Origin of the sequence: Chryseobacterium sp. SIMBA_029 (assembly GCF_046535275.1) — a bacterium.
Classification (GTDB): domain Bacteria; phylum Bacteroidota; class Bacteroidia; order Flavobacteriales; family Weeksellaceae; genus Chryseobacterium.
Genome location: NZ_JAWRXA010000010.1, coordinates 144961 through 161423, shown reverse-complemented (window position 1 = coordinate 161423; position 16463 = coordinate 144961). Strand labels below are relative to the sequence as shown.

Below are 16463 nucleotides of genomic sequence, written 5' to 3'. Positions count from 1 at the left end.
ATGAGTGTTATGTTTAATGCTTTCCTTCATTAATTTCTTCTACCATTTTAGCATTAAAAGCAGGTAAGTCTTTAAGTGTTCTGCTCGTTACCAGTCCATTGTCTACGATAACTTCTTTGTCTTCCCATAAAGCGCCTGCATTTTTTAAATCTTTACTAATCGAATTCACAGAAGTCATATTTCTCCCGTCTACGACTTCAGCATTAATTAAAATCTGAGGGCCATGACAAATTGCCGCCACTGGCTTTTTCTGATGAAAAAAATCCTTAACAAACGCCAGTGCCTGGTCATTTGTTCTCAGCTGATCAGGATTAATTACCCCTCCCGGCAATACCAATGCATCATAATCCGATGCAGAGGCTTCAGCCAAGGTTTTATCTACCGGATATTCTTTCCCCCATTCTTTTTCTGCCCAAGCCTTTATTGTACCTGATTCCGGGCTGATAATATGAGCGGTCCAGCCCTGCTGTTCTAAATGCTCTTTAGGAGATTTCAATTCACTTTCTTCAAATCCGTGAGTAGCCAGTATGGCAATTTTCTTAGACATATTTTTATATTTTAATGGTGTTATATGTAAGTTTAAAAGAAAAAATAATGCCGTTATAGTTATTTTAATTATTAAAAATTGTTAAATTATTTATTTCAATTTAAAATATTAATCATTTTTTATTTTTGAAAACAAGTAAAAAATTTCACAGTGACTACAGAAGGATCAAAACCTAAACTTTACTTCTTTAACACTCAGTTTATAATGAAAATTATTCCAGAGCTGAACAGGTATAAAAAATAGGCATTACAGGAAAACTCTCCTTTTTTCATTCCAAAAATGCTATTTTAGCCATCCGAAAACAGAACAATGACGACCGTAGAATTTATACAAAAGCAGCTCAATATATCCGAAAAAAGCATCAATGCAACCCTTCAGTTATTATCTGAAGACTGTACCATTCCTTTTATTTCCCGTTACAGAAAAGATAAGACCGGAAATCTGGATGAAGTTCAGATTGAGCAGATCTCAAAGATCAGTAAACAGTTTGACGAGATTGTAAAACGAAAAGAAACTATTTTAAAATCAATCGAAGAGCAGAATGCACTGACTCCGGAATTCAAACAGAGAATAGAAGAAAGTTTCGATATTCAGGAGCTTGAGGACCTTTACCTTCCTTTTAAAAAACGTAAAAAAACAAAAGCCGATACCGCAAAAGAAAAAGGACTAGAACCTTTAGCCAAGATCATTATGAGCCAGAAAACCGGTGACCTGATGACTCTGGCATCAAAATATATCAATGATCAGGTTTCTTCCGAAGAAGAGGCATTACAGGGTGCAAGAGATATTATGGCAGAATGGATCAATGAAAACATGTATGTCCGTAAAAACCTGCGCCGCCTGTTTCAGCGTAAAGCAGCGGTTACGTCCAAAGTAGTGAAGGCTAAAAAAGATGAAGAAGGTGCCCAGAAATTCTCACAATATTTCGAATGGGATGAAAACTTAAGCAGAACGCCCTCTCACAGGCTATTGGCAATGCTCAGAGCCGAGACTGAAGGTTTTGTAAAAGTGAATATAGGAGTTGATAAAGCAGAAGCCGTTGAGTTTATCGAAAATGCAGTGATTAAATCCAATAACGAAGCTTCGGAACAGATTTCCATTGCCATTAAAGACAGCTATAAAAGACTTCTTGAGCCTGCCATATCCAACGAAGCCCTGCAGGAAGCCAAAGAAAAAGCAGATAAGAAAGCCATTGAAATATTCTCTGAAAATCTAAGCCAGTTGCTGCTTGCTCCGCCTTTAGGAGAAAAAAGGATTTTAGCAATTGATCCCGGCTACAAAAGTGGCTGTAAAGTGGTATGTATTGACGAAAAAGGAGATCTTCTTCATAATGAAACCCTTTATCCACATGCTCCGCAGAATGAATCCGGAATGGCGATGAAAAAAATCCGGTCTATGGTGAATGCCTACAATATCGAAGCGATCTCCATCGGAAACGGAACAGCCAGCCGTGAAACAGAGTTTTTCATTAAAAAAATTGCTTTTGACAAACCGCTGCAGGTTTTTGTGGTTTCAGAAGCAGGCGCGTCTGTATACTCTGCCAGTAAAATTGCCAGAGAAGAGTTTCCAAGCTATGATGTCACGGTACGTGGTGCGGTTTCCATCGGCCGAAGATTGGCTGATCCTTTGGCGGAACTGGTTAAAATTGATGCCAAATCTATCGGTGTGGGGCAATACCAGCATGATGTAGATCAGACTCAGTTAAAAAACGAACTGGATTCTACGGTCATGAAATGTGTAAACTCGGTAGGAATCAATCTGAATACAGCCAGTAAATCACTGTTAAGCTATGTCTCCGGAATCGGTGAGAAAATGGCCGAAAACATTGTCAATTACAGAACAGAAAATGGTGCTTTTGAAGACAGAAAACAACTGAAAAAGGTTCCAAGGCTGGGTGAAAAAGCTTATCAGCAGGCAGCTGCGTTTGTGAGAATTGCGCATGCAAAAAATCCTTTAGACAATTCTGCCGTACATCCGGAAGCCTATGGAATTGTAGAAAAAATGGCTAAAGACCTCGGCATTAAAACCCCTGAACTTATCGCCAACAAAGAAAAAATAGCACTTATTAAACCCGAAAATTACATTACGGAAGTCATTGGAATTCTGGGAATCAAAGATATTTTAAAAGAGCTTGAAAAACCCGGATTAGATCCCAGAAAAGCTGCAAAAGTATTTGAATTTGATCCTAGCGTAAAAAAGATCACAGATTTAAAGATAGGAATGATCCTCCCGGGAATTGTGAATAATATTACTGCATTTGGATGTTTTGTGGATCTTGGAATCAAAGAAAGCGGCCTTGTTCATATTTCCCAGCTTAAAGACGGATTTGTTTCTGATGTGAATGAAGTAGTAAAGCTTCACCAGCATGTTCAGGTAAAAGTAACCGAAGTGGATGAAGCAAGAAAAAGGATTCAGTTAAGTATGATTCTGTAATTAAAAATTTATGAGAATTTCAGAATTAAAAGAAAGAAAAATAGTCCGCCGAGCGACCCGAAATTTTGATTTAGGAGGTAACCGTATTTATAATGAATTTGAATATGATTTACCTTTCAAAGCTGATTTTTCAGGTAGTGAAAAACAAAGAGAATGGGCGAAAATAATTGATATGATCCCTTTCTTTCTTATTTTTCTTTTCATTTTTAAACAGGCTCCAATTCTATCTTTCTTGTTTTCAATCCCATCAGTAGTTATTCTTGGAAGTGTTACCGAAACAGTTTGGGGAACAACCTTAGGAAAAAGGATTTTTAGAATGATTGTTATTAACGATTTTGGAAATTTCCCCAATTTTTCTACATCATTAAAAAGGAATTTTTTGTGCTTATCCAACTTCTATCCTTCCTTTTCAGAATACACCACCAAAGATGTCGCATTTGGAACTCAAACACATTTTAGAACGGATTTAAGTATGCACATGAACAACAAACTGTGCAAAACATATATTATCAAAGAAATTCAGTTGTTGAAAATCAAAAAACTGTTAGAAGAAAAAAAGTAGCTTAAAATTAAGCTACTTTCTTTTTTATTTAAAATCCTTGGAATCTCTCCTCGGTTGCTTTACTTCTGGCCATTTTGTGACCTGTCCTTTATCATCCAAAGGCATTTCTCTTTTCTCTCTGTTCGTAAATTCGGGATCTTCTGAGGCCATATACGCTAATGATGCCGTTAAGATGACATTATTTTTCACCTCATCAAAAACAATCTTATCATACGTATCTTTCGTCGTATGCCACGTATATCCAAAATATCCCCAGTTAAGCGAACTTAGAGAAAAGCCCGGTACGCCTGCTGCAACAAACGATGCATGATCAGAGCCTCCCCCACCTGGCATTCCCGGAAAATCGGTTTTGATCTGATCTCTTACATTCTTAGGAACTCCGTTCAGCCATCTACCGATATAATCATAGGCATGTACAAACCCCTGACCACTGATATTCACTACACGGCCGGTTCCGTTATCCTGATTGAATACTGCCTGAACTCCTTTCACTATTTCAGGGTTATCAGCTACAAAACCTCTGGAACCATTCAGTCCCTGTTCTTCACTCCCCCATAATCCCACGACAATGGTTCTTTTGTTGTTAGGATAATACTTCTTTAAGATCCTCATGGTTTCAAGCATTGTAAGAACGCCTGTTCCGTTGTCTGTAGCTCCCTGCGCTCCGTCCCATGAATCCAGGTGAGCAGAAAGGACAACATATTCATTCGGTTTTTCTTTCCCTTTAATGATTCCGACTGTATTGAAGGTTTTTGCATCAGGAAGAACGGTTGACTGAGCTTCTACTTTAATTTTAGGCTTGCTTCCTTTTTCAGCCATTCTGAAAAGCATTCCGTAATCCTCTACATCGATGTCGATCATTGGGATTTTAGATGTTTTAGCACCGAAAATCCTGTTAGCACCCATGATTCCGGTCCAATTGGAAATGGCAATTCCGGCAGCACCAGCTTTTTCCAATGCTTCAGGAAGCGTATTATTATCGTAGCCGATATTTTTTACATAATCACGGAAGTCTTTTGAATCCTGTTCTTTTTGAGCTTTCAGTTTTTCATACAGTTCCGGTGTTGCAAATTCTTTGATCTGTTCATCTGAACGGCCGATCTTCTGATATTGTGCCATCAGCACGATCTTTCCTTTTACAGATGGAAGCCATTGATCAAACTCTGTTTTAGAGGATGCTTTTGGAAGTATCACCACCTCTGCTTCAATTGCTCTTTTCGTCGCTGGGCTCCATGCCAGTTGTGTGGCAGATAATGATTTCACTCTTGGATAGACCATGTCTACATGGGTAATTCCGCGTTGCCAGCCTTTCCAGGTTCCAAACTGCTGGAGATTGGCCTCTACGCCCCATGAGCGCAGCTTATCTGCTGTCCAGTTATTGGCAGCAAGCATTTCCGGGGTGCCTACCAGACGTGGTCCGATACCATCCAGAAGCTCGTGCGCCATATCTTCAAGCTGGGAGCTGCGGTTGATTTCATTCACGAAATTTTCGATAATAGGATTAAGCTTTTCTTTTGAATTTACCGGTCCCTGAGCCCAAGAAAACTGAGCAGCCAGTAGTACTGCAGGTACTGCAAAAAAAGTATTTATCTTCATAATTCAAATTGATTGCTTTAAAGATAAAGGAATTCGGGAAAACAGGAAAGAATACCCCGAAAAATCAGGCGATATACCATATAAAAAAACAAAAACCGGGCAGTCCCAACTACCGGTTATCTATTCACTGCTAAACCAGCAGAATATAAAGCATAAAAAAACCGGTTTCCTGGGAAACCGGTTCAGAATAATTATTTTTTTGCTTCTTCAACGGAAACTTTTCTGAATTCCTTGAACAATTTGCTTAATTCCAAAGCTGACTTACGAGCTCTTGTCCCAGCTGCTTTGTTACCTTTTTCTGATTGTTGCCCTGCTTCAGTTGCGAATGCTTCAAATTCCGCGTTGATTTTTTCAATTAGTTCTTTCATTTATTTTAAAATTTAGGGTGCAAATATAGGTTTTATGGTGATTCCAGCCTAACTGCAAAGAAAAAAGTTTGCATTAAATCGTCATTTTTTTCGCATTTTATTTAAAATCAGCATATTTCATGTGATTATAATAGCTAATATGGTGCTTTACATAATTAATTACGACCTTTTTACCCTAATTAATTGTTGAATAATTACATTATCATTGTAATATTTATTTTTATTCCAAATTTCTATTTTTGTGATATATTCTCTATTATAACAGCTTCAGAAGCTTCTTTCAAGACATTGAAATATTTTCAAAAGTTGATTTTTATTTTAATTGAAGCTCTTTTACCTTCTTCCCCGCATTTTCTAACAAAACAAAGCTTTCCGAAGTCATCCGGTCTGCAAATACAATCCTGAAATGATGACCGTATTGGTCAGACAGGGAAAATGTATTTCCTGGGGTAAATAAGATACGATTCGTTTCACAATACTCATAAAAAGCCTTCATATCTGTTTCTTCCGGCAGTTGCCCCCAGATGCTGTATCCACCTTCCGGCCTGTGAAAATAGGAACCTTCCGGAAAAGCTTTTCTTACCACATCCAGCACCTGAAATGCCTGCTGGCTCAGCTTTTTACGGAATGACCGCAAATGCCTTTCATAAGCGGCTCCCTGAAGAAGTTTCAGCATCAGTTCCTGATAAATTGGCGAAACGGTTCTTCCTAATCCAAACCTGTTTTTTTCTGCCTGAGCATAAAATTTTCCTGCATACAGCCAACCCAGCCGTATGCCCGGCGCAAGAGTCTTTGAAAATGAAGAAAAGGTCATAACCAGCCCTGTATCATCAAAGCTTTTCATGCAGCTGGGCCTTTTTTCTCCAAAATAAAGGTCTCCGTAGATATCATTTTCTATAATTGGTATCTGATAATACAATGCTGTTTTCAGCAGTTCTTTTTTCGCTTCGTCACTCATGACAATCCCTGTAGGATTATGAAAATTGGGTGTTACGACCAAAGCCCGGATATCATTCTCCTTACAAACCGTATCAAAATATACCGTATCAAAACCATTACGGTAATGAACCGGTACTTCAATTACTTTAAGCCCAAGATTGACTACTGCTTCCAACACGGAAAAAACACACGGACTTTCAACGGCGACAATATCTCCCGGATTTGTTATCGTTCCCAGTGCAATTGTCAGCGACTGCAATGCACCATCTGTAATGATCAACTCATCAGGGTTCACATAACTACCGTTGCCCCCTATACGCTTTGCAATTTCCATTCTCAGCGTCTGAAGGCCATTTGAAGGGTAATAACGCAACAGTGAGGTTCCTTTTTCCCGGATCACTTCCTGTAGGGTTCTGAGTATCAGTTTTTGCGGCACCAGCAAATCACCGGGTGCTGCTGCGTTAAAAGAACTGGATTCCGAAGGCTTTATTCTTGCAGAAGTAAGCATGACGTTATTTGTGAATGCAGCATCTTTCACTACCGGAAGAAGAGCTGTTTTAACATCCGGAATATCTTCTCTGTGAATAACTGCAACAAAATGTCCTGAGCCGGGAATACTTTCAGCCAACCCTCTGATCATGAGATATTCATACCCACTCTGCACAGAGCTCGTGCTCAGATGAAACCTTTTTTTGATCTCCCGAATGGAAGGCAGCCGGTCTCCCGACTCTAAAATACCTTCTTTAATCTGCTCTTCAATCCCCGCCGTAAAAAGTTCATATTTATAAGTCTGCATAGTGTTTTGTTAAATCGTACCGGGTAAATTTACAAAATATACAACTGTACCGATTAAAATTCAGCGTACTGTACCCCTTTTGTACGGAATAACTTCCTAATTTTGAAGAAAAATCGCATGAATATTGTCTCAAAATTTACCGTAGGTTCTGATGAAGGCATCGACAATCTTTTCGACGTGATCAGACCTTCTGTAAGCAGTCTGTATAAAGAATTGGTTCCAAAAGAAGATATTAAAAATTATATCCAGCACCTGGATCGAAGAAAGGTAATCAATGAGCTCAACGACCTCTCTAACCAGCTTATTATGACCTATCTGGATGAACAGCCCATCGGGTACAGCATTTTGAAAAGCGGTTCCCGCTATCCGGGATTATCGGAAGAAAAAAGAGCTACAGAATTAAGCTTTGTCATTCTTCAGGAATACAATTCCCCTGAAGTAAGGCAATCCCATTGGAAAAAGTGCAGGGCTGCTGTTGCATTTACCGATATTATTTGGATCAATATGCTCATCAATGATCCTTTATTAGAATTTCTCAAGGAATCTGGATTTTCTATTGTGGAAGAAACCCATTCGGGGCCTTTCCAGCTTCCTTCTTATCTCTTGACGATGGACATTACGAAAGGGTAATAAAAGTCAGCAACTTCAATCCTATTCTATTTGCTTTCATTACCATCAATTTACTTATCTTTGATTTTTATAATTTTAAACGATGAGTGATCAGCTGGAAACCATAGAAGATTATTACAAACGCATCCGGGAAAATAAAATAAGAATGTTTGACTCGGATGATTTTGAGACTGGAAAATCGCATTTCAATATTTCTATGCGGAAATACTGCAGTTTCAGAAGTCCGTACAACCGCCGTGACTATTATAAAATCAGCTTTATTTTAGGTAAAGGAACGTTTCAGTATGGCCATCAGAAGCTGTATATCGACCGTCCTGCCTTATTTTTTCCTTCACCGAATATTCCTTATTCGTGGGAATGTGACGGTGATCTCCAGGAAGGATATTTCTGTCTCTTCAATCAGGAGTTTTTTAATGGAAATTCAGAATTTAAGGTGTTTAAAAAGACTTCTCTCTTTAAAGAATGGAGTGTGCCTCTTGTATTTTTAACAGAAGAACAGACCCATTTGGCCAATCTTTATTTTGAACAGATGTACAAACTGAACAATTCAGCGTATCCTTTCCGATGCAGCAGTATAAAAAGCCATCTGGCGTCTGTCCTGCATCTTGCCTTAGAAAATAAGGTTGAAGACATTGATCTCAATGAGCTTCCGGCAAGCATCCGTCTTTACCGTTTGTTTGATGAGCTGTTGAACAAACAGTTTCCACTGGATTCTCCGGCTTACCCATTGGTTTTAAAAACGGCCTCAGACTTTGCTGAACACCTCAACGTTCATGTTAATCATTTGAATTCCTCCGTAAAATCAGTCACCAACCTTACCACCACTCATATCATTAAAGAAAGGATGTTTGAAGAATCGAAAAACCTGCTGAAGTATACGAACTGGGATATTGCTGAGATTGGTTATACTCTGGGATTTGAGCAGCCTTCTCATTTCAATAACTTCTTTAAAAAACATGCCAGCACTTCTCCGCTTAAATTTAAGCATAGTTTTTAATTCTTTGAATTTTGTAATTTTTACTTTGTCTTTTAAAATTCATTATCCCGATTCTTATCTTACTTTTGTATCGTAAAAAAAGAATGAACTATGTTGAAAGAAGCTTCTGAAAAACGCATCAGATTAATAACCATTATGGCTTTCATATCGATCCCGCTATCGGGATTCGTAACGGATATTTATCTGCCGTCATTTCCTTCTATGGCTAAGGGAATGCAGGTTTCAGAAAAAGACATCCAGATCACTCTGACCTCTTATTTGCTGAGCTATGGAATCTGTCAGTTATTTGTGGGTGGGATACTCGACAGTATCGGACGTTACCGCCCGAAGCTGGTGGCTTTATTCCTGCTGGTGATTAGCAGTATTCTGATTACGATGACCGACAGCATCCTTTTGATATGTCTGCTCCGTATCCTTCAGGGAGCCGCAGTTTCCGTTCTGGTAGTTGCTACGCGTGCTATTTTTGTGGATATCTACGATTCTGAGAAGGTAAAACATTATCTGAGTTATTTTACGATTGTCTGGTCTTTAGGTCCTATCCTCGCTCCTTTCCTTGGAGGTTATCTTGAGAAACTGTTTAACTGGCACGCCAATTTTTATTTCCTTGCTTTTTATGCGGGAGGAATTTTTCTGTTTGAATGGTTTTTCAGTGGTGAAAGTCTTCCGGAGAAAAAGAAACTCAATTTTTCAGAGAATATAAGTTTATACAAAATGATGCTCAAAAACAGAATTTTCATGCTTGGAATTTTCATTCTGGGACTGAGTTATTCTATTGTGATGCTGTTTAATATTACAGGCCCTTTTATTATTGAAAATACCTTTCATTTTACTCCGGTTGTGATCGGATACTGTACCTTGATTTTAGGTTTTTCATGGATGATCGGCGGATTTATTGGAAAACGCAGAATTGCCCTGGATTTTAAAGCACGGATTATACAGCCTATCGTTTTCCAGCTTTTTATGATTGCGTGTCTGATTGTGATCAGTTATTTCTCAGAGAGCCTGTTCATCATGGTTCCTTTTGCTTTCTTTATCCATATCTGTTCTGGGATTCTCTTTACTTCATTTTTCACGACCAGTATGTTGTATTTCCCTAAGAATGCAGGGACAGCAGGCGGATTAATGGGTGGATTGGTGTATATTATTACGTCTCTTACGAGTTTTATTATTTCTGTAAGCGGAAATGTTACCGAGCAAAAGGATCTCGCCTGGCGCTATTTGATTATTGCCCTTTTATTGCTGGGCATTATCGTCATTATGAATAAGGTTTTAAGAAAAGAAAAAGCAGAGAATTAATCTCTGCTTTTTTAGGATGTACAATCATTGCTCACCAATTTAAAAACTGGAGCAGAGAAATAATCTTAATGAAAAGTGAACTTTACACTGAGTAGTAAAAAATAACCAATTGTATTGTATTTGTATGTATATTGGCCGTATAGAATATCATTACATGGTATTTTATTAATCTTAGTATATTCATATGAACGAAGACCAGGAAAAAGAAAAACCGTCACTTCCCAATAAGGATGCAGACTTACCTAAAACCTCTCAAAAAGGAGGAACACGTGGAGGAAAGACTACCACTAATAAACCCGAGGAGACTGATAGCTAAATACAATCATGACCAAAAATCCATAATATCTCTGCCGTAGTACGGTTTTAAAATAGAAAGACGTCTCACTCCCTCTTTCATTATTAAAGATTTATCAAAAAAAGTTGTTTAATTTTCGCACATTGATAAAAATGTCTATTAATACTTTATAAAATAAGTTGTAAGCATTCATAATTTTTTAATATTATTAAAATGAGAAATGTTTACATAAGCGAAAGCGACGGACATAGCATTGGCGATATTCCAATGAAACCTATTAGCATTGCGTACTTAATTTTGGTACACCGCTTACCTAATCAATTCAAAAAACTTTTTCAGGCGATCTACGAACCCGATCATTTTTATCTTATCCATATTGACAAAAAAGCAAGCCATGAAATCGGGGAAGAAGTTTCCTCTTTTCTGGAAAAATATACCAATGTGCATATTCTTAACAGTGAGAATGTAATCTGGGGAGGATACAGTATGGTGCAGGCTGAGCTGGACGGAATGGAATACCTTCTCAATATGAATAAAAAATGGGATTATTTCATTAATCTAAGCGGCCAGGATTATCCTTTAAAATCCCAAAAAATCATCAAAGAGTTTTTATCTAAAAACAATGGGAAAAACTATATAAAAATTGCTGATCAGGAGAAAAGCAGGCCTGAGACAATGAACAGGATTGAAAATTATTTTGAGGAACTGGAAGACCGCGTTTCGGATAAAACCCATACGAGAGGCTTTATGAAGGATGTAATTCCTTATATTGGCGGACAGTGGATGATCTTAACGAGAAATTGTTGTGAATTTATCTGCAACAGCAGTGAGGTGAAAAAGTTTGAAGATTATTATCTGAATACTTTAATTGCTGATGAATCATTCTTTCAAACGGTATTAATGAATACTTCTTTTGAAGGGACACTAATTAATGATGATAAGAGGGCGATTATCTGGATTCCGGATGGTGATATCAAACTGCGTCCCAAAACTTTCACCGAAACCGATTTAGCATTTCTTCAAACAGGAAGTTATCTTTTTGCCAGAAAATTTGACGATAACGTGGATGATACAATTATTGATTCTATCAAAATTCAATATGATGCCCCTTTTAAAACGTTTGCTAAAATTGCTGATATCAAAGACATCAGTAAAAGTATTAATCATTTGAATTAAGGTTATTACATTCATCTGAATATTCTTTATTGGTGATTATTACCATTCTAAAGACTCATTCTATTAATTACCAGCCCTGATGTATTTCAGGGCTTTTTTTATTATCTTACAAAAAATTAAGAAGCAGGCCTTATGAATATTGAATACCGAAACCTTTTACCCCACGAAAGCAGCATCTATAGAACCATCCGTTTAGAAAGTCTGGAAAAATTTCCGGCTTCTTTTGGAGCTCAATACGATGAAGCGTTACAAATTGAAAAATTCAGACTGGAAAGTGATATAGAACATCAAACTCCGGACAGATTTGTTATCGGAGCCTTTGATGATCAGTTATTAGTGGGAATTTGTGTCTTTGTAAAAGAAGAAAATGCTACTGGTAGCATTTATCAGATGTATGTTAAAGAAAATTATCAGGGAAAGAATATTGGGGCCGGGCTGATCCAGGCGACCATCAATGAAGCCAGGCACAGGTTTAGTCAGGTTGATATTTTTTTAGAAGTGACTCCTCACAATGTAAAAGCCTATGGACTGTACAAGAAAATAGGATTTGAAACCGTTACCAGCGAAATTGAAGATGTGGATGCCCATATTATGATGAGGTATGCCAAGCTTAATTAAGTGATGCACATCATAAAACCAAGCGATAACTATAATTAAACGACGCGAGCGTTCCGCTCGCGTCGTTTAAAGAAATCAACGTATTCAGGATTAATTCGTTTTAATTGACTTATTCTTTAGTACAGTTTAATTTTTCACTCTTTGTAAATCCAGATCCTGAAAATCAAAGCTAAAATCGATATTCGGTGAAATACCTTTCATTTTTATGCTTTGTGCTTTCCCTTCTTCATCTAAATTAAACATGGCAAATGCATCACAGTTCATATCTCTATACTCCCACTTGATGGCAAAAGTATTGGCTTTATAAAAACTCATAGGTCCGGTTAATTTTGGAGAACGGTATGATTTAAACCATAACTGATTTCCTTTTAAGAAGATTTCAATTTTCCCAAACCATTTGTCTTCGTAAACTCCTGTGATAGATTCATTTTTGATGGTTGTATTTTTTGCCTTACTTACTGTTTCCCAAACTTTTTGAGTGACTTCATCTCCTGAATTTTTTTGCGCCTGAAAAAAAGCAGCATACTTATCTACCCAGCCGAAATCATTTAATCCTAAATAGCTGTCAACAATAGTTTGGCTAACGGAAGAGAACACTCCTGCTCCTCCATTTTCTGTATTGGTTAAAACCACAATGCCTAAATTGAGATCAGGGATCATGGTAACCATGGAAAGCATTCCCGGTAAACCGCCAGTGTGCGAAACACTTAAATTGCCTTTGATATCGGATAAATTCCAACCCAGGCCATATCCATTGAAATGCTGATTATATCTAGGGTTAGGGTCTACTGTATCCACCGTATGGATGGTCCACATTTCAGCTTGTCTTTCTTTGGTAAAAAGTTCTTTATCCCTATTGGAGCCATATTTACCTTTGTTTAACTGGGCAAGCATCCATTTTGACATATCATTAACATTCGATATAATTCCGCCAGCAGCTCCATTCACCATCGCTCCGTAGAATGGTATTTTTTTTATTGTTCCTGATTCTGATGAATGTGGAAAAGCCATTGAACCCGTATCTTTTACCTGATTGATGGAACTGAATGAATTTTGCATTTGCAAAGGAGTCATAATCCGTTTTTGAACAAAGGTTTCCCAGCTCACACCACTAACCCTTGCAATAACTTCACCTGCTACCAGATACAGCTGATTGTCATAATTAAACTGAGTCCGGAACCCTGAAACCGGAGCAAAATACTGGAAAGATTTTACCACATCTTTAATCGTAAAATCTGTCCCATCCGGAAACATCATTAAATCACCTACTCCTAAACCAAGACCGCTGCGGTGGCATAGCAAATCTTCTATGGTAAAATTTTCGGTCACATAGTCGTTGTACATTTTAAATTCCGGAATATATTTTTTAACAGGATCATTCCATGAGATTTTTCCTTCATCAACTAAAATTGATAAAGCAGCCGTTGTAAACGCTTTGCTATTGGAACCGATTTCGAAATTAGTATGTTCATCAACAGGAGATTTTGCATCAATTGATTTCACGCCATATCCTTTTTCGTGAATTATTTTACCATCTTTTACAATGGCAACAGCTACTCCTGCCACATTGAATTTTCCCATTGCATTGGCAACGATCACATCTACTTCTTTAGAGCTTATTTGCCCACATACCGTATTGCTTACAAATGATGCAGCAATGGTAATGATGAACAGACCCCATCTCATTTTTGTCATAATTGGTTATTTACTTTAGTTTTTTTTATGGTGTAAAGTTGTATGGTGTACATCCAAGAATTTACGGTAGCAAATCTATGGATTAAAAATTACAATCAACTTTAAACAAACCTCTAAAGTCCCGTTCTTGGGGAATTTCCACGTATCATCTATTTATATTGCTTATCTTTATTTGAACAATTTGCCAATATCCCTACAGTGGGGAATTGCTTTATTTAATTCGTTACTTATGATGGATTCTACCAATATGTATTTAAAAGATCATTATTTAATTATTGAAGACACTTTCATGCTGGAAAAGATTGATATAAGGTCTTTTGACGACATAATCATCTCGCATGAATTTCCTACCCGGAAATATAAATTCTACCTGTTTTTCACGCAGTCTGTACAGTATGAGCCCAATAAAGGCTGGATTAATAAAATTATTTGTGCCATTTGCAATCACAATAATAACCCTTATGAGATAAAAAGAGCGTACTATGATCATGATGCTGAAAAATTACTTTCCATGATTAAACAATGCCTGCCTGAAGCCAACATTCCGGAGATAAAAAACAGTGTATTTTGGAGGACCGAAGATGAGAAAAACAACATCAGTGTCCCCAGAACAATCCTTGTGTACAGTAAAGATCAACTTTCTCTGACTGAAGTATTAAAAAAACATAAGATGATGCGCAAATAAAAAAGGCCAAAGAATTCTGAGTCCTTTGGCCCTTTCTATGGGATTTTAAAATATTATTCAACTGGTATTACCATGCAGTATCCACTAGGACCTCCAGCTTGCGATATAGGTTTGCACGCTCCGCCGATACAGCACCAGTCGTTTCCACATTCAAGATTTTCGGGACACCTCATATATCCTCCGTTAATTGATTTCAGTTCGCTTCTATCCAGCGATTTTAAGCCTTTTACTGTTGTTTTCATATGAATTGTTTTTTGATGTATACCAAATGTACTCATTTATTCAATACCCGGTGATTTTTATTATAACATATTATGGTTTAATTATTTAAAAAAAATACACCTCAAATATTCTGTCTGATTTGAAACTGATTAACTACATGTATTGCATGCTCATCTATGTTCCTTTATTTATATTTCTTTATATTGTAGAGTATAAGATATAACGCCTATGCAGAATAACAAGTTTTTTACCATCTTAGGAATAGTAGCCTCATGTACGGCCATTGCCATGTATGTTTCTTATATTCCACAAATCAACAATAACCTTAATGGAAGAAAGGGAGACTGGCTGCAGCCTCTTGTCGCTATGATAAACTGCAGCCTGTGGGTCACTTACGGATTTATGAAAAAACCGAAACGGGACTGGCCCGTTATGATTGCCAACTTCCCTGGAATTATATTCGGATTAATTACTTTTATTACAGCTATGTAGCTCGTGGCTTCTTTCTATTGTATGCTGTAACAAGCATCTAAAAAGAAAAACTTCCCTGAGGGGGAAGTTATAATTAAACCTTCAAGACTAAAGATACATAAAGAGAATAATTATTAAAAGATTATCACTTCAAATATACCCTTCCCTATTTCACTAATGTATGATTTGGATCATAAGAGTTAAATTTTCTTTCTAATGTGATAGAAAAATAGTTCAATCCTATTTGGACTTTTTCATAAAAGCAACTGCATCTACTTCTATCATCATACCATCCAGTGCCAATTTTGAAACAGGAATTAGCGTACTTGCCGGAAATTCGTTATTTTTCCATACTTTATGTACTTCTTCGGACCATATTTTAAGTTTCTCCTGATCATGATCAACAATTAAGATGGTGATTTTAAGAACGTCGTTAACTCCTAATTGATACTCAGCAAGAACGGTTTCCAAATTCTTCAGAGATAACTTAACCTGCGTTCTAAAATCTTTAGAAAGATGATGTTCCAGACCTTCACCTCCGCTTTGTCCGGATACAAATACATATTTTCCATCTCCTTCACCGATTGTAGAATGAGCAAAAGCAAATGGTGTAGGATCAAAAAGAGTTTTTGGGTTTTTATGAATGACAGTGCCCCTATCAGTTTGTTTTGTCTTTGTATTGTCATGCTTTTGTGAGAAGGCAGAAAATCCTATGCAGAGCGCAAACAGGCTACATACTATACGTTTCATGATATTTTGTATTGAATTATTAGAGCAAATGTAGATTTCAAAATTTCTAAAAGCGTCAACATATGTTGAGGTTTTCAGTTTTTATTGAGAGTACATTTGATGAATTTTTTATTTGAGAATGAAAGCGGTACCGATATGCTGTCCTTAACATTTCATTTTGATCAATACATTTCGTAAACTAAAGAATATTCATGCAGATGATATCGGGTTTTTTAGATTTTCATGACCCAATCATCTGCTATTTCTATTAATGGAAAAATATAACCATTTAAAAATTACAAAATAATTTCAATAATAATGTATATTGAAATACATTGGAAAGCAATTTGCAATATCATTATTTTTAAATTAACATATTTACTTTTCAAACTAATACTCAAAAAAACA

17 protein-coding genes are annotated in these 16463 nt (G+C 37.0%); 10 read left to right on the top strand and 7 right to left on the bottom strand.

The features are described from left to right. Window positions 1–13: 13 nt before the first annotated feature. Window positions 14–547, bottom strand: a complete 534-nt coding sequence (locus SB679_RS18495) for a type 1 glutamine amidotransferase domain-containing protein (RefSeq protein ID WP_410703782.1) — start codon at window positions 545–547, stop codon at window positions 14–16. A 309-nt stretch (window positions 548–856) separates the two neighbouring features. Between SB679_RS18495 and SB679_RS18490 the strand changes: the two genes are divergently transcribed. Together SB679_RS18490 and SB679_RS18485 are read left to right on the top strand one after the other, a co-directional pair. After that, window positions 857–2980 carry a Tex family protein gene (locus tag SB679_RS18490; protein ID WP_410703781.1) on the top strand — a complete coding sequence of 708 codons (2124 nt, stop codon included), beginning with the start codon at window positions 857–859 and terminating at the stop codon, window positions 2978–2980. Window positions 2981–2990: 10 nt separating this feature from the next. Further along, window positions 2991–3542: an RDD family protein gene (locus tag SB679_RS18485; protein WP_410703780.1), complete on the top strand. Its 552-nt coding sequence runs from the start codon at window positions 2991–2993 to the stop codon at window positions 3540–3542. 24 nt (window positions 3543–3566) lie between these two features. On the opposite strand, the gene SB679_RS18480 is transcribed toward SB679_RS18485, so the two are convergent. The 3 genes from SB679_RS18480 to SB679_RS18470 all read right to left on the bottom strand — a co-directional run bounded on the left by SB679_RS18480 (window position 3567) and on the right by SB679_RS18470 (window position 7241). Continuing rightward, complete coding sequence (locus SB679_RS18480) at window positions 3567–5138, bottom strand: M20/M25/M40 family metallo-hydrolase (RefSeq protein WP_410703779.1); 1572 nt, start codon at window positions 5136–5138, stop codon at window positions 3567–3569. 191 nt (window positions 5139–5329) lie between these two features. Further along, a complete protein-coding gene (locus tag SB679_RS18475) occupies window positions 5330–5506 on the bottom strand; it encodes a histone H1 (RefSeq protein WP_034711616.1) in 177 nt (58 codons plus the stop codon). 313 nt (window positions 5507–5819) lie between these two features. Beyond that, window positions 5820–7241, bottom strand: a complete 1422-nt coding sequence (locus SB679_RS18470; protein ID WP_410703778.1) for a PLP-dependent aminotransferase family protein — start codon at window positions 7239–7241, stop codon at window positions 5820–5822. Window positions 7242–7358: 117 nt separating this feature from the next. Between SB679_RS18470 and SB679_RS18465 the strand changes: the two genes are divergently transcribed. The 6 genes from SB679_RS18465 (at window position 7359) to SB679_RS18440 (ending at window position 12253) form a co-directional block, all read left to right on the top strand. Next, complete coding sequence (locus tag SB679_RS18465) at window positions 7359–7871, top strand: hypothetical protein (protein WP_410703777.1); 513 nt, start codon at window positions 7359–7361, stop codon at window positions 7869–7871. A gap of 82 nt (window positions 7872–7953) precedes the next feature. After that, window positions 7954–8868 carry a helix-turn-helix domain-containing protein gene (locus SB679_RS18460; protein ID WP_410703776.1) on the top strand — a complete coding sequence of 305 codons (915 nt, stop codon included), beginning with the start codon at window positions 7954–7956 and terminating at the stop codon, window positions 8866–8868. 90 nt (window positions 8869–8958) lie between these two features. Further along, window positions 8959–10164, top strand: a complete 1206-nt coding sequence (locus SB679_RS18455) for an MFS transporter (RefSeq protein WP_410703775.1) — start codon at window positions 8959–8961, stop codon at window positions 10162–10164. A gap of 184 nt (window positions 10165–10348) precedes the next feature. After that, entirely contained in the window at window positions 10349–10480 is a 132-nt protein-coding gene (locus SB679_RS18450) for a hypothetical protein (protein ID WP_410703774.1), read from the top strand. Window positions 10481–10672: 192 nt separating this feature from the next. Beyond that, entirely contained in the window at window positions 10673–11635 is a 963-nt protein-coding gene (locus tag SB679_RS18445; RefSeq protein WP_410703773.1) for a beta-1,6-N-acetylglucosaminyltransferase, read from the top strand. 132 nt (window positions 11636–11767) lie between these two features. Continuing rightward, on the top strand, window positions 11768–12253 hold the full coding sequence (locus SB679_RS18440; RefSeq protein WP_410703771.1) for a GNAT family N-acetyltransferase: 486 nt from the start codon (window positions 11768–11770) through the stop codon (window positions 12251–12253). 126 nt (window positions 12254–12379) lie between these two features. On the opposite strand, the gene SB679_RS18435 is transcribed toward SB679_RS18440, so the two are convergent. Next, entirely contained in the window at window positions 12380–13948 is a 1569-nt protein-coding gene (locus tag SB679_RS18435) for a serine hydrolase (RefSeq protein WP_410703769.1), read from the bottom strand. A 229-nt stretch (window positions 13949–14177) separates the two neighbouring features. Here SB679_RS18435 and SB679_RS18430 point away from each other — a divergent pair, with 229 nt between their 5' ends. After that, window positions 14178–14633 carry a hypothetical protein gene (locus SB679_RS18430; protein ID WP_410703768.1) on the top strand — a complete coding sequence of 152 codons (456 nt, stop codon included), beginning with the start codon at window positions 14178–14180 and terminating at the stop codon, window positions 14631–14633. A gap of 53 nt (window positions 14634–14686) precedes the next feature. Here the strand turns inward: SB679_RS18430 and SB679_RS18425 are convergent, their stop codons facing one another. Further along, a complete protein-coding gene (locus tag SB679_RS18425; RefSeq protein WP_410703767.1) occupies window positions 14687–14875 on the bottom strand; it encodes a hypothetical protein in 189 nt (62 codons plus the stop codon). Window positions 14876–15083: 208 nt separating this feature from the next. Between SB679_RS18425 and SB679_RS18420 the strand changes: the two genes are divergently transcribed. Next, window positions 15084–15347, top strand: coding sequence for a SemiSWEET family transporter (locus tag SB679_RS18420; RefSeq protein ID WP_410703766.1), 264 nt, complete (start codon window positions 15084–15086; stop codon window positions 15345–15347). A gap of 219 nt (window positions 15348–15566) precedes the next feature. Here SB679_RS18420 and SB679_RS18415 read toward each other — a convergent pair whose 3' ends face one another. Further along, on the bottom strand, window positions 15567–16076 hold the full coding sequence (locus SB679_RS18415; RefSeq protein ID WP_410703765.1) for a RidA family protein: 510 nt from the start codon (window positions 16074–16076) through the stop codon (window positions 15567–15569). Between the last annotated feature and the right edge of the window lie 387 nt (window positions 16077–16463).

What these genes read in the sequence shown, in the direction of transcription:
- SB679_RS18455 (WP_410703775.1), top strand. Translation starts at nt 8,959, where the DNA reads ATGTTGAAAGAAGCTTCTGAAAAACGCATCAGATTAATAACCATTATG.
- SB679_RS18415 (WP_410703765.1), bottom strand. Translation starts at nt 16,076, where the DNA reads ATGAAACGTATAGTATGTAGCCTGTTTGCGCTCTGCATAGGATTTTCT.
- SB679_RS18490 (WP_410703781.1), top strand. Translation starts at nt 857, where the DNA reads ATGACGACCGTAGAATTTATACAAAAGCAGCTCAATATATCCGAAAAA.
- SB679_RS18485 (WP_410703780.1), top strand. Translation starts at nt 2,991, where the DNA reads ATGAGAATTTCAGAATTAAAAGAAAGAAAAATAGTCCGCCGAGCGACC.
- SB679_RS18480 (WP_410703779.1), bottom strand. Translation starts at nt 5,138, where the DNA reads ATGAAGATAAATACTTTTTTTGCAGTACCTGCAGTACTACTGGCTGCT.
- SB679_RS18420 (WP_410703766.1), top strand. Translation starts at nt 15,084, where the DNA reads ATGCAGAATAACAAGTTTTTTACCATCTTAGGAATAGTAGCCTCATGT.
- SB679_RS18430 (WP_410703768.1), top strand. Translation starts at nt 14,178, where the DNA reads ATGATGGATTCTACCAATATGTATTTAAAAGATCATTATTTAATTATT.
- SB679_RS18425 (WP_410703767.1), bottom strand. Translation starts at nt 14,875, where the DNA reads ATGAAAACAACAGTAAAAGGCTTAAAATCGCTGGATAGAAGCGAACTG.
- SB679_RS18475 (WP_034711616.1), bottom strand. Translation starts at nt 5,506, where the DNA reads ATGAAAGAACTAATTGAAAAAATCAACGCGGAATTTGAAGCATTCGCA.
- SB679_RS18495 (WP_410703782.1), bottom strand. Translation starts at nt 547, where the DNA reads ATGTCTAAGAAAATTGCCATACTGGCTACTCACGGATTTGAAGAAAGT.
- SB679_RS18460 (WP_410703776.1), top strand. Translation starts at nt 7,954, where the DNA reads ATGAGTGATCAGCTGGAAACCATAGAAGATTATTACAAACGCATCCGG.
- SB679_RS18470 (WP_410703778.1), bottom strand. Translation starts at nt 7,241, where the DNA reads ATGCAGACTTATAAATATGAACTTTTTACGGCGGGGATTGAAGAGCAG.
- SB679_RS18445 (WP_410703773.1), top strand. Translation starts at nt 10,673, where the DNA reads ATGAGAAATGTTTACATAAGCGAAAGCGACGGACATAGCATTGGCGAT.
- SB679_RS18440 (WP_410703771.1), top strand. Translation starts at nt 11,768, where the DNA reads ATGAATATTGAATACCGAAACCTTTTACCCCACGAAAGCAGCATCTAT.
- SB679_RS18465 (WP_410703777.1), top strand. Translation starts at nt 7,359, where the DNA reads ATGAATATTGTCTCAAAATTTACCGTAGGTTCTGATGAAGGCATCGAC.
- SB679_RS18450 (WP_410703774.1), top strand. Translation starts at nt 10,349, where the DNA reads ATGAACGAAGACCAGGAAAAAGAAAAACCGTCACTTCCCAATAAGGAT.
- SB679_RS18435 (WP_410703769.1), bottom strand. Translation starts at nt 13,948, where the DNA reads ATGACAAAAATGAGATGGGGTCTGTTCATCATTACCATTGCTGCATCA.